Below are 18,332 nucleotides of genomic sequence, written 5' to 3'. Positions count from 1 at the left end.
TCACGCCACCTCGATGCCCCCGCGACGCGGACGCCAACGGTAGGCGTCCGGGCCCGCCCGATGGTGCAGCGCGAGGTCGACGGCGTCGAGGATCGCCTGCCGCGGACCGGGGTGCGCCAACTGCTTTGCGGTGACCGCGAGCCGGACGGTGCCGCCGCGGCGGGCGATCCGACCGGCCCGCAGGACCAGCGCCCGGCACCGCCACGGCTCACTGCCGAACCCGCCCCCGACGCCGAGCACCCTGGCCCGCACCGCGGTGCCGCGGTCGAGGTCGTCGATGCTCGACAGTCCCGCGAGCAGTCGAAAGCCTGCGCCGGGCAGCGCGGCGACCGCCCCCGGCGACGCCTGCCACCGCGGCGCAGCGAACGCCCGGGTCCGCAGCCCCGTCTCCTCCAGTACCCGATCCGCCGCGACCAGACGCAGCATCGCCTCGTGCTGCGGGAGGGCGGCGAACTCGGCGCGCCGCTTCTTGGTCGCGGCCTGGTCGTAGCCGTGCAGGACGATGGCGTCGCCCCGGTCCCTGCGGGCGCGCAACCAGTCCTGGGTCGGCTCGTCGCGCACCAGCCGATACTTGTCCTTCAGCCGCGGCGCCACCAACAGCGACAGACGGACACCGCGGGCGTCCATCGCACCCGCGAACCCGGCAACCAGCTCCCGGGTCTCGTCCCGGATTCCCGACACCGACACGATCAGCGTTGCGGTCATAACCCCCAGCGTGGCAGCCGAAGGTGAACGGGCCCTGACGCGCAGTGGTGCATCCGGGACCCGCCCGGCGTCAGCCGAGGCCGACCGTGTCCAGCACCCACGCGTACTCGAACGCCACCTCGCGCCACTTCTCGTACCGGCCGCTGACGCCGCCGTGCCCGGCACTCATCTCGGTCTTCAGCAGCAGCGGGGCGGCGCCGGTCTTGGTCGCACGCAGCTTCGCGACCCACTTGGCCGGCTCCACGTACAGCACCCGGGTGTCGTTGATGCTGGTGATCGCCAGGATCGCCGGGTAGTCGTGGGCACCGACATTCTCGTACGGACTGTACGAGCGCATGTAGTCGTAGACGTCCTTGTCCGCGAGGGGATTTCCCCACTCGTCCCATTCGATGACGGTCAGCGGCAGCGACGGGTCGAGGATCGAGGTGAGCGGGTCGACGAACGGCACGTTCGCCAGGATCCCGGCGAACAGCTCCGGCGCCAGGTTCGCGACCGCACCGACGAGCAGGCCGCCCGCGCTGCCCCCGTCGGCGATCATCCGATCCGTCGCGGTGCGCCCGGTATCGACGAGATGCCGTGCGCAGGACACGAAGTCGGTGAAGGTGTTCTTCTTCGACAGCATCTTGCCGTCCTCGTACCAGTGCCTGCCCATCTCGCCGCCGCCGCGTACGTGCGCGACCGCGAACACCATCCCGCGGTCGAGCAGGGACAGCCGCGCCACCGAAAACCCGGGGTCGATGCTGGACTCGTACGAGCCGTATCCGTACAGCAGCAGCGGCGCCGGGTCGGCGCTGGCGCCGCGACGACGCACGATCGAGATCGGGATCCGGGTCCCATCCGCGGCGGTCGCCCAGTCCCGGTGCTGCTCGTAGTCGGTGGGATCGTAGCCGCCGAGGACCGGCTGTTCCTTGCGCAGCAACAGGGCCCCGGACGCGATCTCGAGGTCGTACACGCGGCTCGGCGTGATGAACGAGGTGTACCCAAGCCGCAGCAGCGGGCTCTCCCACTCCGGGGTGGAGCCCGCACCGACCGAGTACAGCTCCTCGCCGAACTCCAGTTCGCGCAGCTCGCCGTAGCCCGCCCCGGTCAGCGGCCACACCGCGAGCCGGGTCAACGCCTCCCGCCGGTAGGTGACCACCAGATGACCCGCGAACGCGTCGACGTCCTCGAGCCGAACGTCGGCGCGGTGCTCGATCAGCGTCCGCTGCTCACTCGGGTCGGCGACCGGGGCGTCGACGAGGGTGAAGTTCTCCGCCTTCACCCCGTCCACGGCACCGTTGTGCAGGATCAGGAAGCGGTCCTCGCCGCCGACGACGGCGTGGTCGACGGCGTACTCGACGCCCTCCTCCCGGGGCAGGACGACGGTGAACTCGCCCTCCGGGTCCGCCGAGTCGAGGTACCAGATCTCGGAGGTGATCTTCGACCCGATCCAGATCGTCAGGTACTTCTCGCTGCGGGTGGATCCGAAGCCGACCCAGTAGCGTTCGTCGGGCTCGTGGAAGACCCGCACGTCCGCGGACCGCGGGGTGCCCAATTCGTGCCGCCAGACGGTGTCCGGGCGCCACGCCTCGTCGACGGTCAGGTAGAAAACGTGCCGGTTGTCCAGCGACCAGGTGGCGCCCGGCGCCGTGCCTGCGATCTCGTCGGCGAGCAGGTCGCCGCTGTCGAGGTTCTTGAACCGCAGCAGGTAGCGCTCGTCGCCCGCGGTGTCAACGGAGTACGCGAGCAGGCTGCCGTCGAGGGTCACCGACAGCGCGCCGAGCGCGAAGAAGTCGTGCCCCTCTGCGAGCTCGTTGCCGTCGAGCAACACCTGCTCGCCGGGGATCTCGGCGTCGGTGGTCAGCACCGGCGGGGTCCAGTCGTCGGCGGACGCGATCGGGCAGCGGCAGTGCACCCCGTACTGCTTGCCCTCGAACGAGCGCGAGTAGTACCACCACTGCCCCATCCGGGACGGCACCGAGAGGTCGGTCTCCTGGGTGCGGGACTTGATCTCGCCGAAGATCGCCTCCCGCAGCGGCCCCAGGTGCTCGGTCCGCGCGTCCGTGTGGGCGTTCTCCGCCTCGAGATACGCGACGACCTCCGGGTCGCTCTTGTCCCGCAGCCACTCGTAGTCGTCGACGAACGTGTCGCCGTGATGGGTGCGCGGCTGGGGGACCTTCTTCGCGACCGGGGGTCCGGCATCAGGCGAGCTCATGCCCGTCAGCCTATGTCGTCACCCGATCCAGTCGGCGAAGGACAGCCCGGAGATCCGCTCGTAGGCCTCGATGTAGCGGGCGCGGGTGGCGTCGACGATCTCCTGCGGCAGCGGCGGCGGCGGAGTGTCCGAGGCCCGGTCCCAGCCGGACTCGGGACCGGTCAGCCAGTTGCGGACGAACTGCTTGTCGAAGCTGGGCTGCACCCGTCCCGCCTCGTAGCCGTCGGCGGGCCAGTACCGCGACGAGTCGGGGGTGAGCACCTCGTCGGCGAGCACCAGGTTGCCGTCGGCGTCGATCCCGAACTCGAACTTGGTGTCCGCGAGGATGATTCCGCGCTCAGACGCGAAAATCGCGGCGCGCGTATAGATGTCGAGGGTGTCCTCGCGCAGTTTGAAGGCGAGGTTCTGGCCGAGCTGGTCGACGACGGTCGCGAAGTCGACGTTCTCGTCGTGGTCGCCGAGCGCGGCCTTGGTCGCCGGGGTGAAGATCGGTTCCGGCAGCTGCGACGCCTCGACCAGGCCCTCCGGCAGCTGCACACCGCACACCGCGCCGGTGCTCTGATAGTCGGCCAGCCCCGACCCGGTGAGGTAGCCGCGCGCAACACACTCGACGGGCACCATGTTCAGCTTCTTCACCACCAGGGCTCGGCCGAGCACCTCGGCGGGGATCCGCTCGTCGTCCGGCGGGCCCGCCAGGTGGTTCTGGGCGGTCAGCCGGGTGAAGAAGAACACGCTCATCGCGGTCAGCACCCGCCCCTTGTCCGGGATCGGGGTGCTGAGGATGTGGTCGTAGGCCGAGATCCGGTCGCTCGCGACGAGCAGCAGGTGCTCGTCGTCGATGGTGTAGAGGTCGCGGACCTTGCCGCCGGCCAGGTGGGCGTAGTCGGAAAGTGTGGGGCGCACGAACCAACCCTATCTGCCCGCCCCGCCGACCGACTGAACGGAAGCGTTCAGTCGATCACATCGAACGAATGCGCCGTTCGCTCGGCGCGGGTGTACAGCACCGACCCGGACAAGGCAGACATCCGGTCGTCTATCCTTCCTCCCGGTGTCACGGTGAACGGGAAGTCCGGTACGAATCCGGCGCGGTACTCGCCACTGTGGGCAGGTTGGTCGACCACCCGGGGCTCGCCCCAGCCACTGGATGCGCACATCCGGGAAGGCGTGGTCGGCGGTCACCCTGCCGAGCCAGGAGACCGGCCGCGACACCTGCCTGCACGTTTTCCACGAGTCATGGAAGGCGGGTCACCTTGCGTACCCCCGTTTCACCCCGCGCCATCGCCGCCGTCGCCGCCACCGCAGCGGCCACGCTCCTCCTCTCCGCGTGCGCCGGGTCGGACCCGGCCCCGGACACCGCCGCGATCGCCCTGCAGAACTGCGGACGCACCGTCACCCTCGACGGCCCGGCCGAACGCGGCGTCACCCTCAACCAGGGGGCCACCGAGACGGCGCTGTCGATCGGCGCGCAGGACGCCCTGGTCGGCACCGCATACCTCGACGACACCATCGCCCCGCGGTGGCAGGCCGCATACGCGCAGGTGCCGCCGCTGAACGAGAAGGACTACCCGAGCCGCGAGGCGCTGCTCGAGACGAAACCGGATCTGGTGCTGGCGTCGTATGCGACCGCGTTCGACGACAAGGCCGTCGGCTCGCAGGACTCGTTCGACGACCTCGGCATCGGCACCTACGTCTCGCCGTTCGGCTGCCCGGACCGCGGGGCGCGCCCGCCGGTCGCGTGGGATTCCATCGGCACCGAGATCAGCGACTACGGCACCCTGTTCGGCCACGAATCCGAGGCGGCGGCGGTGGTCGCGCAGATGCGCGAGACGGTCGCGGGCATCGAGGCAGCCGCACCGGCGGAGGGCAAGAGCATCTTCTGGTACGACAGCAACACCGACATCCCGTACGTCGGCGGCAATGCGGGCGGCCCGCAGCTGATCATCGATGCGGTCGGCGGCACCAACATCTTCGCCGGGGTCGACGGGGCCTGGGCCGACGGCAGCTGGGAGACGGTGCTGGCCGCGGACCCCGACGTCATCGTCCTGGCCGACGCGTCGTGGGACACCGCCGAGGAGAAAAAGGCGTACCTGCGCGCCGATCCGGCGCTGCGGGACCTGACCGCGGTGCGCGGCGATGCGTTCGTCGTCGTCCCGTTCTCGGCGAGCACCCCCGGACCGCGACTGATCGAGGGCGCGACGCTGGTCGCCGAGCAACTGGGCGGCGGCCCGGCATGAGCGCGGCAACCCGGGTGCCCACCCGGGTCCGGTCGACGACCGCAGCGGGCTGGGCGCTGGCGTTGGCCGCGCTGCTCGCGGTGAGCTGCGCGGCGGGGGTGACGATTGGGGCTGCTGACCTGTCGATCGGCACCGTCGTCGAGGCCGTCGCGGGGCGGCTCGGGCTCGGTCCCGGCACCGACCTGCTGACCACGCACATCGTCGTCGACCTGCGGCTGCCCCGGGTGCTCGCGGCGGCGCTGGTCGGGGCCGGGCTTGCGCTGTGCGGGGCGGTGCTGCAGTCGCTGACCGGCAACCCGCTCGCCGACCCCTACCTGCTCGGCATGTCCGGCGGCGCCTCGCTCGGCGCGGTGCTCGCCCTGACCGCCGGGGTCGGGACGGCCGGCGTCCTCGGCGTCGGGTCGGTGGCGGCGGCGGCGTTCGTCGCGTCGCTCGGGTGCCTGCTGCTGGTGTTCCTCATCTCGACGTCCCGGTCGGGTGCCCTGCTGCCGGGACGGCTGGTGCTGGCGGGCATCGCGGTCGGGCAGTTCGCGGCGGCGGTGACGTCGGCGCTGGTGCTGCTCGGGGACCGGGACGCCGCCCATCGGGTGTTGCAGTGGACGCTCGGGTCGGTCGCGGGGGTGCGGTGGTCGGGGCTGGTGGCGATCGCCGCGGTCGTGACGGTCACCGCCGTCGTGATGCTCGGGCACGCCCGGGTGCTGGACTCGTTCGCATTCGGCGAGCGCGCCGCCGCGAGCCTGGGCACCGACGTCGACCGCTCCCGCTGGGTGCTGTACGGGGTGGCGTCGCTGTGCACCGCCGCCCTCGTCGCGCAGGCCGGGGTGATCGGCTTCGTCGGGCTCGTCGTCCCGCACGCCGCCCGGATGCTCGCCGGACCGCTGCACGCCCGACTGCTGCCCGTCGTCGCACTCGTCGGCGCGGTGCTGCTGGTGTGGGCGGATGTCGCGGCCCGCACGATCCTGCCGGGGCGGGAACTGCCGATCAGCATCGTCACCGCGGTGGTCGGCGTCCCGGTCTTCGTCCTGCTGCTGCGCAGGCGGGGGGCCCGCGGATGAGCCACCACTCCCCCGAGGTCCGCGTCGAGGACCTCACCTGGTCGGTGGACGGCGCAACGATCCTCGACCGGGTCAGCTGCCGGGCGCCGTCCCGGCGGGTGACCGGGCTGATCGGCCCCAACGGCTCCGGCAAGACGTCGCTGCTGTCGGCGATGGCGCGGCTCGTGCGCCCCGACCGCGGACGAGTGCTGCTCGGCGACGACCCCGCAACCGCGATCGCCCGTCGGGAGTTCGCGCGCACCGTCGCGCTGGTGGAGCAGCATTCGGCGACCGACCTGGACCTGACCGTGGAGCAGATCGTCGAGCTCGGCACCATTCCGCACCGCGGCGGCTGGGCCCGCCCCGCAGGCCTCGGCAACGGCGACCTCGTCGCCGACGGCCTCGCGGCGGCCGGGATCGGCCACCTGCGACACCGGGTGTGGCGGAACCTGTCCGGCGGCGAGCGGCAGAAGACGCAGCTGGCGCGGGCGTTCGCGCAGCGGCCGTGCGTGCTGCTGCTGGACGAGCCGACGAACCACCTCGACGTGTCCGCATCACTGGAGTTGCTGGACCTGATCCGGGCGCGGGGGCTGACGACGGTCGCGGCGATGCACGACCTGAACCTGGCGGCGATGTACTGCGATCACCTGGTGGTGCTGCACGACGGCCGGGTGATCACCGAGGGGCCCACCGAAACCGTCCTCACCGCGGACCTGCTGGCCGACGTGTACGGCCTCGACGCGCTCGTGCAGCCGCATCCCCGCACCGGGCGCCCGATGGTGGTGCTGTGCGGCACGCGCGGCGCGGACATCGAAAGGGCAACACCATGAACGATTTTCGACGCTGGGTGATTGTCACCGCCCCGACGGACCGCGGCGACGACCCCCGCGACCAGGTGCTCGGCGCGCTCGGCGTGCTGCGCGGCAGGCACCCCGGCACCGAGTTCCGGACCGCGGTCCTCGGCGGCACTGGGACGACCGTGACGGCCGCGCTGGACGAGGCCGCGGGCGCGGGCGCGTCCGAGGTGGTCGTGGTGAGCGCGCAGACCGTGCTCGACCGGAAGATGGACGCGTGGTTCCGCCGGGTGATCGGGCACTGGCTGCGCGGGCGCGGGGACGCCAGCACCCCGGATGTGCGGATCGCGGCACCGCTCACCGACACCGCCACCTACCCGGATCTGCTGGAGGCGGCGATCACCGGACCGACCGCCCCGGCCCGCACCACCACCGCACCGCTCACCTCCCCCGCGTGGGACGAGGTGCCCGGCTTCACCAGGCACGTGCTGGTGTGCCGGGGACCGCGGTGTTCGGCGCGCGGCGGCGCCGAGACCGGACGGGCCGTCGACGACGCCGTCACCGCTCGGGGCCTCGGCGACGACGACGTCCTGATCACGTTGACCGGCTGCATGTTTCCGTGCTCGCAGGCGCCGGTGGTCGCGGTGTACCCGGACGACGTCTGGTATTCCGCGCTGACGGCGGACCGCGTCGACCGGTTCGTCGACGAACACCTGATCGCGGGCCGACCGGTCACCGCGTGGGCGGGGCAGCGCCGGGCGCGCAGGGACCCGGCCGACCCCGAGCTGGCAGGCTGACCGGATGGGATCCCCGCGGGTGCGCATCACGTACTGCACGCAGTGTCAGTGGCTGCTGCGGGCGGCGTGGCTGGCGCAGGAACTGCTGACCACGTTCGGCGCCGACCTCGGCGAGGTCGCCCTCGTCCCCGGCACCGGCGGGGTGTTCGTCGTCGACGTCGACGGCACCCCCGTGTGGGATCGGTCCCGCGACGGCGGGTTCCCGGAGGCGAAGGTGCTCAAGCAGCGGGTCCGTGACGTCGTCGCCCCCGGCCGGGACCTGGGCCACGCGGACCGGCCGGTGGACCCGCGCAGCGGCAGGCCAGCAACCGGCCTGTCCTAACCGGCGGTGGCCGCGGCGTCGGTGGCCTCCCGCGCCCAGCGCGGCAGGATGAAGATGCCCTCGGCCTCGACGGTCACCCCGTCCGCGTCGGCGATGTGCCCCTTCACGAACGCCTTGACCCCCTCGATCCGGTCGAACCGTGCCTCGGCGCGGAGCCTGCCGAGCGGGGTGGGACGCCGGTAGCGCAGGGTGAGCGTCCCGGTCATGCCGGGGCTGCCCGCAGCGACCGCGGTGTCCCCGAGGAGCTGGTCGAGGATCAGCGCCGACACCCCGCCGTGGGTGAGTCCGGCCGGGCCCTCGTACTGCGGTCCGAGGTGGAATTCGGCCCAGCCGAGCCCGTCCGCGTCGTGCTGGATGTCGAGGGGCGGCGCGACCGCGTTGCGCAGCCCGTCGGCGGCGTTGCCCCAGGCCCGCTTCCGCCCGGAGGCGCCCCAGCGGACCCCATATGGCCCGGGGATCGCCTTGGCCCGCAGCAGCGCGGTGGCCTCCTCGACGAGTTCCCTGGCGCGCCGGATCTCCGGGTCGTCGACCTCGGTCTGCAGGGTGGCCGCGATCAGCGCCCGGACGCTGTCGGTCAACGGACCGTAGCGGTCGGCCTGCTGCTGGATCTCCTCGTCGGACAGCCCGTCGTTGACGTAGAGAAGCTGCTGGTCGGGAATCTGCTCGGTCACGTCGCCTCACTCCGGATCTTCACGAAACACGCGATGTGCATGCTACATATCAGCCGGTGCCGAGCCGTCGCCGGATCGTGCCTGCCAGGTAATCCAGGTCGTCGCGGCGCGGGGTCGTCGGCCTGCCCCGCAGCCCGAACCCGTCGCCAGCGCCCCGCGGGATGACGTGCAGGTGGACGTGGAACACCTCCTGGCCCGCCGCGACCCCGTCGGCGAGGAACAGGTTGACCCCGTCCGCGCGGGGGCCGTCCTCGGGTTCGCCGGGGACCCCGCGACCGCCCGCCCGCAGCGCCGTCGCGATCCGCTGCCCGACCGCGAACACCCGCCGCCCGTCCTCCGGGTCGAGCTCGGCAAGCCCCGACGCGTGCACCCTCGGGACCACGAGCAGATGTCCCGGCGTGAACGGGCGGATGTCCATGAACGCGAGCGTGTGCTCGTCCTCGTGGACGATGCTCGCCTCGGCGGTGCGGGCGACGATGGCGCAGAAGACGCAGGGCATGCCCGCCACCGTAGGCACGCCGCGCCCGGGCGTGGCGTGCGGGTCCCGGCGTCCGCTACCCGGCGGGGACGAGCTCGGCCGCTGGCCTGCCGCCGCGCTCGAGCAGCGCCGCATACCGGCCGCCGCGGGCGACCAGCTCGTCGTGGTCGCCGCGTTCGGCGACACGGCCGTGGTCGAGGACCACGATCTGGTCGGCGCCCTCGATCGTGGACAGCCGGTGCGCGATGGTGATCGTGGTGCGCCCCCGGCTGACGGCGTCGATGGCGCGCTGCACGGCGGCCTCGGTCTCGTTGTCGAGGGCGCTGGTCGCCTCGTCGAGGACCAGGATCCGCGGGTCCCGCAGCAGCGTGCGGGCGATCGCGAGGCGCTGCTGCTCGCCGCCGGAGAACCGGTGGCCGCGGGCCCCGACCAGGGTGTCGTAGCCGTCGGGCAACGAGACGATCAGCTCGTGCACCTGGGCGGCGCGGGCGGCGTCCTCGATCTGCGCGTCGGTGGCGGCGGGGCTGGCGTGCCGCAGGTTGTCGCGGATGCTGGCGTGCAGGAGGTAGGTCTCCTGGGAGACGACACCGACCAGGTCGGACAGCTCGGCGAGGGTGATGTCGCGCAGGTCGACGCCGTCGATGCTGACCCGGCCCGAGGTCGGGTCGTGCAGCCGGGCGATCATCGACGCGAGCGTGGTCTTGCCGGACCCGGTCTCGCCGACCAGGGCGAGCGAGCTGCCCGCCGGTGTGGTGAGGGTGACGCGGCCGACGGCGTCGCGGTCGGCGCCCGGGTAACGGAAGGTGACGTCCTCGAAGCGGACGGTGCCCGCGACCGCGCCGCGGGGCATCGGGACGGGACGCTCCGGGTCGTCGATCTCGACGGGCAGGTCCAGGTATTCGAAGATGCGGCTGAACAGGGCCAGCGAGCTGGTCACCGAGACCCCGACGTCGAGCAGGCTCATCAGCGGCCGGAACAGGGCACCCTGCAGGCCGGTGAACGCGACCAGGGTGCCGATCGACATGCCACCGGACGTCGCGGGCAGGCCCGCGACCAGGTAGAGCAGCGCCGGGATCGCCGCGAAGACGATGTTCATCGTGGCCATCCGCCAGCGGCCGGACAGCTGCGCCCGGACCTCGAGGTCGGACAGGTGTGCGGAGGTGTCCGCGAACCGCTGCGACATCGCGGGCCCGTTGCCGAGGGTCTTGCCGAGCTGGATGCCGCTGATCGACAGCGACTCCTCGATCTGGGTCTGCAGGTCGGCGAGGGTGCGTTGGCGCTGCGCGGTGATCTCCCGTCGCATCCGCGCGACCCGGCGGGTGAGCCAGATCGCGGGCGGCAGCACGATCAGCGACAGCAGGGACAGCCGCCAGCTGAGCACGGCCATCGCGACCGCGGTGCCGACGACGGTGGTGACGTTCGACGCGATGGACGTGGCGGTGGAGGTGACGACCGTCTGCATGCCGCCGATGTCGTTGGTGAGGCGGGACTGGATCTCGCCGCCGCGGGTGCGGGTGAAGAAGCCGAGCGACTGCCGCTGCAGGTGGGTGAACACGCTGGTGCGCAGGCCGTGCATGATGCGCTGGCCGACGGTGGTGGAAATCCAGGTCTGGACGACGCCGAGGACGGAGCCGGCGACGGTCACGGCGAGCATCGCGATCACCGCCCACACCAGCAGCGGCACGTCCTGCTGCGGGATGGCGCGGTCGATGACGGCGCGGACGAGGAACGGGTTGGCGAGCGTGATCACCGAGGACGCCACGATCAACGCGACGACGACGGCGATCTGGGTGCGGTAGGGGGCGAACAGTGCGCCGATCCGGCGCAGACTCACCGGCTGCTCGGCCAGTTGGGCGCGATCGGCGGGATCGATTTTCGTCGGGCGTCCCGGTCCGGGTCCGCCGAAGTGGGGGCCTGTCATGTGACCACCCCTCTCGAAAGTGTCGGGGTAAGACATACTGAGGTTGCCTCACCATGAGGTAACCGTCAAGCAGCTGTAGGGTGAATCACCATGACCACCGACCGTCCCGACACGCTCCGGGATCTCGTGATGTCGACCGCACGGGGGCTGCGCGGGCGCTGGCTGGACTCGCTCGAACCGTGGCAGCTGACGCCGCACGAATACCGGGCGCTGCACGTCATCGGGCGCGGCGAACCACGGCTCGGCGACGTCGCGAAGTCGCTGCGCATCGCACCCCGCTCGGCGACCGAGGTGGTCGACCGGCTCCAGGACCGCGGGCTGGTCGAGCGGGTCCCGGACGCGGCGGACCGTCGAGCGATCTGCGTCCGACTCACCCCGTCCGGCCTGCGCACCGTCGCCGACCTGCGGCGGACCCGCGACGCCGACGCCGACGACTACTTCGCCGCCCTCGACGACCACGACCGCGCCGAGCTGCGCCGGATCCTGGAGCGCCTGCGGCGCCCGTGAGTCCTTTTGGCCCACCTAGGGGCCAAAAGGACTCACGGGCGGCGGAGCCGCCTAGAGGATCGGGGCCGGCGCATAGCCCGCCGCGTCGGGGTACTGCTCGACGAGCAGCTCGACCCGCCGCACCACGGCCGCGACCTGCGCCTCGGCGGCACCGATGAACGCCGACTTGTCGGCGAGGGCCGCGTCGAGAGCCGCCCGGTCGAGCGGCAGCCGATCGTCCGCCGCGAGCCGATCCAGCAGGTCCGGCTCCTTGCCCTGCTCCCGCATCGCCAACGCGACCGCGACCGCGTGCTCCTTGATCGCCTCGTGCGCCGTCTCCCGCCCGACGCCGGCGCGGACCGCGGCCATCAGCACCTTGGTGGTCGCCAGGAACGGCAGGTAGCGGGTGAGCTCCTTCTCGATCACCGCCGGGTAGGCGCCGAACTCGTCGAGCACGGTCAGGAACGTCTCGATCTGGCCGTCGATCGCGAAGAACGCGTCCGGCAGCGCGACACGGCGGACCACCGAACAAAACACGTCGCCCTCGTTCCACTGCGCGCCTGCCAGCTCCGCGGCCATCGACGCGTAGCCGCGCAGCACCACCTGCAGACCGTTGACCCGCTCGCAGGAGCGAGTGTTCATCTTGTGCGGCATCGCCGACGAACCGACCTGACCGGGCTGGAAGCCCTCGGTGACCAGCTCGTGCCCGGCCATCAGCCGGATGGTGTGCGCGAACGACGACGGCCCGGCGCCGACCTGGACGAGCGCGGACAGCACGTCGTGGTCGAGCGACCGCGGGTACACCTGCCCGACGCTGGTCAGCACGTGCGCGAAGCCGAGATGCTCGGCGACCTTCGCCTCCAGTGCATCGAGCTTCTCCGCGTCCCCGCCGAGCAGGTCGAGCATGTCCTGGGCGGTGCCCATCGGACCCTTGATGCCGCGCAGCGGGTAGCGGTCGATCAGGTCCCGCAGCCGGGTCAGGGCGACGAGCAGTTCGTCGGCGGCCGAGGCGAACCGCTTGCCGAGGGTGGTGGCCTGCGCGGCGACATTGTGGCTGCGCCCGGCCATCACCAGGGACGCGTACTCGGCGGCCTTCTCCCCCAGCCGCGCCGCGACCGCGACGCCGTGCGCGTGGACGTGCTCGAGTGAGCGCAGCACCTGCAGCTGCTCGACGTTTTCGGTGAGGTCACGGCTGGTCATGCCCTTGTGCACGTGCTCGTGGCCGGCGAGGGCGTTGAACTCCTCGATCCGGGCCTTCACGTCGTGCCGGGTGACGCGCTCCCGCGCGGCGATCGAGTCCAGGTCGACGGTGTCGATGACCCGCTCGTAGTCGGCGACCGCCGCCGCGGGCACCTCGATCCCGAGCTCGGCCTGCGCCCGCAGGACCGCGAGCCACAGCTGACGCTCGAGGACGATCTTGTGTTCGGGCGACCACAGCGCCTTCAGGTCGGGGCTGGCGTAGCGGGTGGCAAGGACGTTCGGGATGCGGCTCACGGACACCCAGTTTACGGCCACACCCCCGTGGCCGGGTCCACGGCCACACCCGGCCCGGCTAGGCGGGCACGGGCGGGGCGACGATGTCGATCACCTGCGTCAACATCTCGCGGGCGACCGCCTTCGGGTCCGGGTCACCTTCGCTCAGCGCACCGACGACCGCACCGTCGACGACATACACCAGCCGACGCAGACCGTCCGCCTGCACATCCCTCCCGGACCGGTGCAGCACCAGGATGATCAGCGCGTCGAGTTCGGACCGCAGGCGCCGCTGCACCTCCCGCAGCTCCGGGTGCCTGGCGAAGGCGACGAACCGCTCGTACCGGTTGACGAGCTGGTCGTGGCTGGTCGGCCCCTCGAAGACGCCGACGAGCATGTCGACGATCAACTCGACCGTCGCCGCATCGCCGCGGCTGCACTGCGACACGTCGTCGATCCGCGCGCGCATCACCGCCAGCTCGCGGGTGCCGCACCGCTCGACGGCGGCGGCGGTGAGGTCACTGAGCGAGGCGAAGTAGTACGTGGTGGACGCCAACGGCACCCCCGCCCGCGCCGCGACCGCCCGGTGCCGGACGGCGTCGAAACCGCCCTCGACGAGAAGGTCGGCCGCCGCGTCGACGAGGGCCAGTCGTCGCTTCTCGCCCTTGGGGGTCGCCGCTGCGGTCATCGGATCATCTTCGCAGCGGTCACGAACGGCGGTGCGGAAATGATGAATTCGCATTCACCCCGCCCGCCGGGTGAGCGTCAGCGCCGCAGTGCCCGGTGAGCGTCAGCGCCGCAGTGCCGCACTGCGTTCGAGCCGGGCGAGCGCCTCCGTCATGTCGTCGGTCGCGCCTGCGAACGACATCCGCAGCGTCCGGTCGCCGTGGACGGTGTCGAAGTCGACGCCAGGCGCGACCGCAACCCCGGTCTCCCGCAACAGGTCCGCACACCAGGCCGTCGAGTCGTCGGTCAGGTGCCCGATCCCCGCATACACGTAGAACGCGCCGTCCGCCGGGGCGAGATCGGTGATGCCGAGGCGCGGAAGTTCGGCGAGCAGCAGGTCGCGGTTGACCGCGTACCGACGCACGTGCCCGTCCAGTTCGGCCAGCGCCTCGTCGGTGAATGCCGCCACCGCCGCGTACTGCGAGATCGCCGGGGGGCACACGGTCATGTTGGACGCGAGCCGCTGCAGGGGGCGCAGCATCGCGTCGGGCACCAGCGCCCAGCCGAGCCGCCACCCCGTCATCGAGAAGTACTTCGACACCGACCCGATGACGACGGACTCCCGCGAGGTTTCCCACGCGCTGGTCACGGCCACCGGCACCCCACCCGGCTCGGTCGAGGTGCCGAATTCGATGCCGTGGTAGATCTCGTCGGAGATCAGCAGCGTCCCGTGGTCCTCGCACCAGCGGGCCAGCGCGGCCAGCTCGGCCGGGTCGATGACGGTGCCGGTCGGGTTGGCCGGGCTGGCGACGATCAGTCCGGCGGGTGCGGTGTCCAGCGCGTCGAGCATCGCGACGGTCGGCTGGTAGCGGGTCTCCGGTCCGCAGTCGAGTTCAACGACCCGGCAGCCGAGCGCGGTGAGGGTGTTGCGGTAGGCGGGATAGCCGGGGCGCGCGACGACGACGGTGTCGCCCGCGTCGAACGCGGCGAGGAACAGCAGCGTGAACGCCCCGGAGGAGCCGGTGGTGACGACGACGTTGTCGGGGTCGACCGCGATCCCCGACCGTGCGGAGTGGTACCCGGCGATGGCCTCCCGCAGCGCGGCGATGCCGAGGGTCTCGGTGTATCCGAGCACGTGGGTGTCGATGGCCTCCCGCGCGGCCCGCAGGACGGGCGCCGGTGCGGGCGTTGACGGTTGACCCGCCGCGAGGGTCAGCACGTCGCCGTGGGTGCGGGCCCGCTCGGTGGCCGCCTTCCACACGTCCATCACGTGGAAGGTGGGGACCCGGGACCGCTGGGATTCTGCGTACACGTCCCGACGCTACCTGCCCGCCCCGCAATGCCCCGACGGGGTGTCCGGACACCGTTCACGGCCCATTGCCGCGTGCCCGAACACCCCGTCGACGGCGGATCAGCGCATGTCGGTGGCGATGATGTTCTCGATGTTGCGCTCGGCGAGCGCGGTGATCGTCACGAACGGGTTGACACCGGTGTTGCCCGGAACCAGCGCGCCGTCCATCACGTACAGGCCCTGGTAGCCGTGCAGGCGGCCGTGGTTGTCGGTGGCCTTGTTCAGCACGCAGCCGCCGAGCGGGTGGTACGTGAAGTGGTCGCCCCAGGTCTTGACCACACCGAACAGGTCGGTCCGGTAGATCGTGCCCTCCTTCTTGTTGATCTTGTCGAAGACCGCCTTGGTCATGTCGATCCCCTTCTGGTTCTGCGACTGCTGCCAGGTGAGGTCGACCTTGCCGGTGCCCGAGTTGTACACGAACCGGGCCCGCTCCGGGTTCTTCGTGATCGCCAGGTAGAGGCTGACGAACGTCTCCAGACCGGCCGGGAGCGGGGCGATCTCGGCGAAGATCGGTGCCGCGGAGTCGTTCCAGTTGTCGATGCCCATCGTCGGGATCGTGGCCTGCTTGCTGCCGGTGGCGTCCCACGCGTGGTTGGCGCGGCCGACCATGATGTTGCCGTTGTTGCCCCAGCCCTCGCCGACCTCCGAGGAGAGGTTCGGCAGGTGCCCCTGCGCCTTCATCGCGACGAGCAGCTTGCTGGTGCCGACGCTGCCCGCGGCGAAGAACACCTTGTCCGCGGTCACCGTCTTGGTGGCGACGACGTTGCCCTGCTCGTCGATCTGCTCCATCGTGACGTCGTAGCCGCCGCCTCCGGCGGGCGCGACCTTGGTGACCCGGTGCAGGGTGGTGATGGTCAGCTTGCCGGTGGCCGCCGCTTCGGCGAGGTAGGTCTTGTCGAGGGACTTCTTGCCCGCGTTGTTGCCGTAGATGACCTCACCGTTCAGCGCCGACGTCGTGACCTGACCGGCGGCCTCCTTCTTCATGTACTCCATGTCGTACACGTTCGGGACGAAGGTGGTCGAGAATCCGGACCGCTTGGCGGTCTTCCTGCCGACGCGGGCGAACTGGTACCACGGCGTGGTCTCGAACCACGCCTCGTCGATGTTGTTGACCCCCAGGCCCGCGTTCGCGCGCGGGAAGTAGGTGTTGTACATCTCGGTCGAGTCGACCGAGGGCAGGATCTCCTCGAACCAGGCGCGCTTCGGGGTGACGGCCATGCCGCCGTTGGCGAGCGATCCGCCGCCGACGCCGCGGCCCTGGTAGACCTTGATGCCGGAGAACTTCTCCGAATCGAGGATGCCGACGTACTTCTCGACGTTCTTGTTGATGCCGAAGCCCATGAAGTTGCTGACCGGCTGGTCGGTCGAGGTGGCCAGCCAGGTGGACCGCTTGTCGGGGTTCAGCATTCCGCTGAAGATCTTGCCGTCGGAGCCGGGGGTGTCCCAGGCGCGGCCCATCTCGACGACGTGTGCGTGGATGCCCGCCTTGGCCAGGCGCAGCGCGGTGACCGCACCGCCGTAGCCACTGCCGATGATCAGGGCGGGCACCCGGTCACCGCTGTTGAGTGCCCTCCGCGGCGCGGCGGCCGCGGAGACCCAGGAGGAGGACAGGGCAGCGGCTCCCACCGCGACACCCGATGCCGCCAGGAACCTTCGGCGGTTCAACCGGGAAGACGTGATGGCATTGCCACGGGTGGTCCGAAACTCGCTCAACGAAACCTCTTTCGGTCACAAGCAGATCTGGTCGGATTCGTTATACAGCCGTGACCCCTCCGGAACGACAGTTACCGGCGAGTAGTTCTTGTGCTTCGTGCGAATGATGCGCATGAGCTGAAAGCCGCCCCACGGCAGCCCCTTCCACGGTAGGGTGCTTGCCCCGCCGCCCCGGCAGGCAGCGGGCAGGCGACGACGCACCCCACGGCGGGCCGATCCCTCACTAGGGTCGGCAACGATTCGTCGCACCCGACCGGAAGGCCGCCATGCCCACCGCCGCCCGACGCGCCGCAACCGCGCTCGCCGCCGCCCTCGTGATCACCGCGGGCTCCGGTGCCGGATCCGCCGGAGCCGACCCCACCCCCGGTCCGGTCGTCGCGAGCGCCCCGGCAGGCCCGGCGGCGGCGGTCCCCGGCGCGGCGGAGGTCCGCAGGTTCACCTATCGGACCTCCGGGGCGGACGGACTGTCCGGCGGCCTGATATTCGAACCGGACGGCGTCCCGCCGCGGGGCGGTTGGCCGATCGTCGCGTGGGCGCACGGCACCGTCGGCATGGCCGATGGTGACGCCCCCTCCCGCACCGGCGTGAACCATCAGCTCTACCGCGACCTGTTCGGCGACTGGCTCCGCCGCGGGTTCCTCGTCGTCGCAACCGACTACGCGGGCCTCGGCACCCCCGGCGTCCACCCGTACCTGAATGCCGACGTCGCCGCCAGCAACGTCGTCGACTCGGTGCGGGCGGCGCGGCAGCTGTATCCCGCGGCGTCGTCCCGCTGGGCGGTGGCCGGCCAATCCCAGGGTGGGCATGCCGCGCTCGCGACCGCGACCCGCGCCGATGCCCTCGCGCCGGACCTGGACTTCCGTGGCACCTTCGCCAGCGGTGCACCGACCAACCTGGACCGGCTGGCGGGGCTCGCGGGCCCCGACTTCCCGGATGTGCGCCTCGACGGGCTCACCCTGTACCTGGCGTACACCGCCGCGGGCCTGCGGGAGTCCCGGCCCGATCTCGACCTGGACCGGTACCTCACCCCCGCGGGGCGCACGCTGGTCGACGCCGCCGACAGCACCCCGCTCGCCGACTTCAAGCCCCGCGCGAACGCGCTGCCGGTCGGCGACATGTTCGCGCTCCCGCTCGCGGGCACCCCCGTCCCGCAGGCCCTGACCGACTACCTCGGGGTGTCGGCGGCGGGCGTCGACCGGCCGGTGATGCTGGTGCAGGGACTCGACGACCAGGTGGTGCCGCCGCCGCTGACCCTGTGGTTCGCCGCCGAGCTCGCGCTCACCGGCGAACGACTCGAGCTGGCACTGCCGAGCGGCGGGCACGTCGGCGGTCTGGCCCAATCGATTCCGGCGGCGGGCGCCTTCCTTGAACGGATCCTCAGCTGACCGACCCACCGAGTGAACGGAAGCGTTCAGTCGATCAGACCTGAATCCACCGATGGAGATCGGCGGTACAACGTGTCATAGAAGGGCAGGTGCCCTCTGCGCTGGGAT

General features: G+C 71.5%; 17 protein-coding genes and 1 riboswitch. Of the genes, 7 read left to right on the top strand and 10 right to left on the bottom strand.

What is annotated here, in order from left to right; all coding sequences use genetic code 11:
* The 3 genes from ACFWPA_RS10705 to ACFWPA_RS10695 all read right to left on the bottom strand — a co-directional run bounded on the left by ACFWPA_RS10705 (position 1) and on the right by ACFWPA_RS10695 (position 3,802).
* Positions 1-705: a DUF2334 domain-containing protein gene (locus ACFWPA_RS10705; RefSeq protein WP_378570120.1), complete on the bottom strand. Its 705-nt coding sequence runs from the start codon at positions 703-705 to the stop codon at positions 1-3.
* A gap of 70 nt (positions 706-775) precedes the next feature.
* Positions 776-2,899, bottom strand: coding sequence for a S9 family peptidase (locus tag ACFWPA_RS10700; protein WP_378570119.1), 2,124 nt, complete (start codon positions 2,897-2,899; stop codon positions 776-778).
* A gap of 18 nt (positions 2,900-2,917) precedes the next feature.
* Positions 2,918-3,802: a phosphoribosylaminoimidazolesuccinocarboxamide synthase gene (locus ACFWPA_RS10695; RefSeq protein ID WP_378570118.1), complete on the bottom strand. Its 885-nt coding sequence runs from the start codon at positions 3,800-3,802 to the stop codon at positions 2,918-2,920.
* 126 nt (positions 3,803-3,928) lie between these two features.
* A riboswitch (cobalamin riboswitch) is annotated at positions 3,929-4,119 on the top strand.
* Between the two features lie 30 nt (positions 4,120-4,149).
* Between ACFWPA_RS10695 and ACFWPA_RS10690 the strand changes: the two genes are divergently transcribed.
* Genes ACFWPA_RS10690 through ACFWPA_RS10670 form a run of 5 tightly spaced genes read left to right on the top strand, consistent with a single transcriptional unit; the run spans position 4,150 to position 8,080 of the window.
* The gene (locus ACFWPA_RS10690) at positions 4,150-5,133 is read left to right on the top strand and encodes an ABC transporter substrate-binding protein (RefSeq protein ID WP_378570117.1); all 984 of its coding nucleotides are present in this window, start codon (positions 4,150-4,152) and stop codon (positions 5,131-5,133) included.
* The gene (locus ACFWPA_RS10685) at positions 5,130-6,188 is read left to right on the top strand and encodes a FecCD family ABC transporter permease (protein ID WP_378570116.1); all 1,059 of its coding nucleotides are present in this window, start codon (positions 5,130-5,132) and stop codon (positions 6,186-6,188) included. The genes ACFWPA_RS10690 and ACFWPA_RS10685 overlap by 4 nt, the downstream gene beginning before the upstream one ends.
* Positions 6,185-6,997 carry an ABC transporter ATP-binding protein gene (locus ACFWPA_RS10680; protein ID WP_378570115.1) on the top strand — a complete coding sequence of 271 codons (813 nt, stop codon included), beginning with the start codon at positions 6,185-6,187 and terminating at the stop codon, positions 6,995-6,997. The genes ACFWPA_RS10685 and ACFWPA_RS10680 overlap by 4 nt, the downstream gene beginning before the upstream one ends.
* Positions 6,994-7,758, top strand: a complete 765-nt coding sequence (locus tag ACFWPA_RS10675; protein ID WP_378570114.1) for a ferredoxin — start codon at positions 6,994-6,996, stop codon at positions 7,756-7,758. Before ACFWPA_RS10680 ends, ACFWPA_RS10675 begins: the two co-directional genes overlap by 4 nt.
* 4 nt (positions 7,759-7,762) lie before the next feature.
* On the top strand, positions 7,763-8,080 hold the full coding sequence (locus tag ACFWPA_RS10670; RefSeq protein WP_378507310.1) for a SelT/SelW/SelH family protein: 318 nt from the start codon (positions 7,763-7,765) through the stop codon (positions 8,078-8,080).
* Here ACFWPA_RS10670 and ACFWPA_RS10665 read toward each other — a convergent pair.
* From ACFWPA_RS10665 to ACFWPA_RS10655, 3 genes are read right to left on the bottom strand one after another with little or no spacing between them, the layout of a single operon-like run.
* Positions 8,077-8,751 carry a PaaI family thioesterase gene (locus tag ACFWPA_RS10665; RefSeq protein ID WP_378507311.1) on the bottom strand — a complete coding sequence of 225 codons (675 nt, stop codon included), beginning with the start codon at positions 8,749-8,751 and terminating at the stop codon, positions 8,077-8,079. The two genes, ACFWPA_RS10670 and ACFWPA_RS10665, sit on opposite strands and share 4 nt — an antisense overlap.
* A 49-nt stretch (positions 8,752-8,800) precedes the next feature.
* The gene (locus tag ACFWPA_RS10660) at positions 8,801-9,250 is read right to left on the bottom strand and encodes an HIT family protein (protein WP_378570113.1); all 450 of its coding nucleotides are present in this window, start codon (positions 9,248-9,250) and stop codon (positions 8,801-8,803) included.
* A gap of 55 nt (positions 9,251-9,305) precedes the next feature.
* Positions 9,306-11,150, bottom strand: a complete 1,845-nt coding sequence (locus ACFWPA_RS10655) for an ABC transporter ATP-binding protein (protein WP_378570112.1) — start codon at positions 11,148-11,150, stop codon at positions 9,306-9,308.
* Between the two features lie 90 nt (positions 11,151-11,240).
* Here ACFWPA_RS10655 and ACFWPA_RS10650 point away from each other — a divergent pair, with 90 nt between their 5' ends.
* Positions 11,241-11,657 carry a MarR family winged helix-turn-helix transcriptional regulator gene (locus tag ACFWPA_RS10650; RefSeq protein ID WP_378507314.1) on the top strand — a complete coding sequence of 139 codons (417 nt, stop codon included), beginning with the start codon at positions 11,241-11,243 and terminating at the stop codon, positions 11,655-11,657.
* A gap of 51 nt (positions 11,658-11,708) precedes the next feature.
* Here the strand turns inward: ACFWPA_RS10650 and purB are convergent, their stop codons facing one another.
* The 4 genes from purB to ACFWPA_RS10630 all read right to left on the bottom strand — a co-directional run bounded on the left by purB (position 11,709) and on the right by ACFWPA_RS10630 (position 16,752).
* Entirely contained in the window at positions 11,709-13,130 is a 1,422-nt protein-coding gene (gene purB / locus ACFWPA_RS10645) for an adenylosuccinate lyase (RefSeq protein ID WP_378507315.1), read from the bottom strand.
* A gap of 58 nt (positions 13,131-13,188) precedes the next feature.
* Entirely contained in the window at positions 13,189-13,797 is a 609-nt protein-coding gene (locus ACFWPA_RS10640) for a TetR/AcrR family transcriptional regulator (RefSeq protein WP_378507316.1), read from the bottom strand.
* Positions 13,798-13,899: 102 nt separating this feature from the next.
* Positions 13,900-15,042, bottom strand: coding sequence for a pyridoxal phosphate-dependent aminotransferase (locus tag ACFWPA_RS10635; RefSeq protein WP_378570195.1), 1,143 nt, complete (start codon positions 15,040-15,042; stop codon positions 13,900-13,902).
* A gap of 144 nt (positions 15,043-15,186) precedes the next feature.
* Positions 15,187-16,752, bottom strand: a complete 1,566-nt coding sequence (locus tag ACFWPA_RS10630; RefSeq protein ID WP_378570111.1) for a GMC oxidoreductase — start codon at positions 16,750-16,752, stop codon at positions 15,187-15,189.
* Between the two features lie 353 nt (positions 16,753-17,105).
* On the opposite strand from ACFWPA_RS10630, the gene ACFWPA_RS10625 reads away from it, so the two are divergent.
* Complete coding sequence (locus tag ACFWPA_RS10625) at positions 17,106-18,224, top strand: alpha/beta hydrolase family protein (protein WP_378570110.1); 1,119 nt, start codon at positions 17,106-17,108, stop codon at positions 18,222-18,224.
* Positions 18,225-18,332 lie beyond the last annotated feature (108 nt).

The sequence above is a fragment of the Rhodococcus sp. NPDC058505 genome (assembly GCF_042720095.1).
In the GTDB taxonomy this organism is placed as follows: Bacteria; Actinomycetota; Actinomycetes; order Mycobacteriales; family Mycobacteriaceae; genus Rhodococcus_G.
This window is presented reverse-complemented; position numbering and strand designations above follow the sequence as displayed.

Excerpts from the sequence above, each read along its gene's own strand:
- ACFWPA_RS10700 (WP_378570119.1), bottom strand. The coding sequence starts at position 2,899 with ATGAGCTCGCCTGATGCCGGACCCCCGGTCGCGAAGAAGGTCCCCCAG.
- ACFWPA_RS10685 (WP_378570116.1), top strand. The coding sequence starts at position 5,130 with ATGAGCGCGGCAACCCGGGTGCCCACCCGGGTCCGGTCGACGACCGCA.
- ACFWPA_RS10670 (WP_378507310.1), top strand. The coding sequence starts at position 7,763 with ATGGGATCCCCGCGGGTGCGCATCACGTACTGCACGCAGTGTCAGTGG.
- ACFWPA_RS10655 (WP_378570112.1), bottom strand. The coding sequence starts at position 11,150 with ATGACAGGCCCCCACTTCGGCGGACCCGGACCGGGACGCCCGACGAAA.
- ACFWPA_RS10635 (WP_378570195.1), bottom strand. The coding sequence starts at position 15,042 with ATGGACGTGTGGAAGGCGGCCACCGAGCGGGCCCGCACCCACGGCGAC.
- ACFWPA_RS10625 (WP_378570110.1), top strand. The coding sequence starts at position 17,106 with ATGCCCACCGCCGCCCGACGCGCCGCAACCGCGCTCGCCGCCGCCCTC.
- ACFWPA_RS10660 (WP_378570113.1), bottom strand. The coding sequence starts at position 9,250 with ATGCCCTGCGTCTTCTGCGCCATCGTCGCCCGCACCGCCGAGGCGAGC.
- ACFWPA_RS10705 (WP_378570120.1), bottom strand. The coding sequence starts at position 705 with ATGACCGCAACGCTGATCGTGTCGGTGTCGGGAATCCGGGACGAGACC.
- ACFWPA_RS10675 (WP_378570114.1), top strand. The coding sequence starts at position 6,994 with ATGAACGATTTTCGACGCTGGGTGATTGTCACCGCCCCGACGGACCGC.
- ACFWPA_RS10640 (WP_378507316.1), bottom strand. The coding sequence starts at position 13,797 with ATGACCGCAGCGGCGACCCCCAAGGGCGAGAAGCGACGACTGGCCCTC.
- ACFWPA_RS10650 (WP_378507314.1), top strand. The coding sequence starts at position 11,241 with ATGACCACCGACCGTCCCGACACGCTCCGGGATCTCGTGATGTCGACC.
- ACFWPA_RS10680 (WP_378570115.1), top strand. The coding sequence starts at position 6,185 with ATGAGCCACCACTCCCCCGAGGTCCGCGTCGAGGACCTCACCTGGTCG.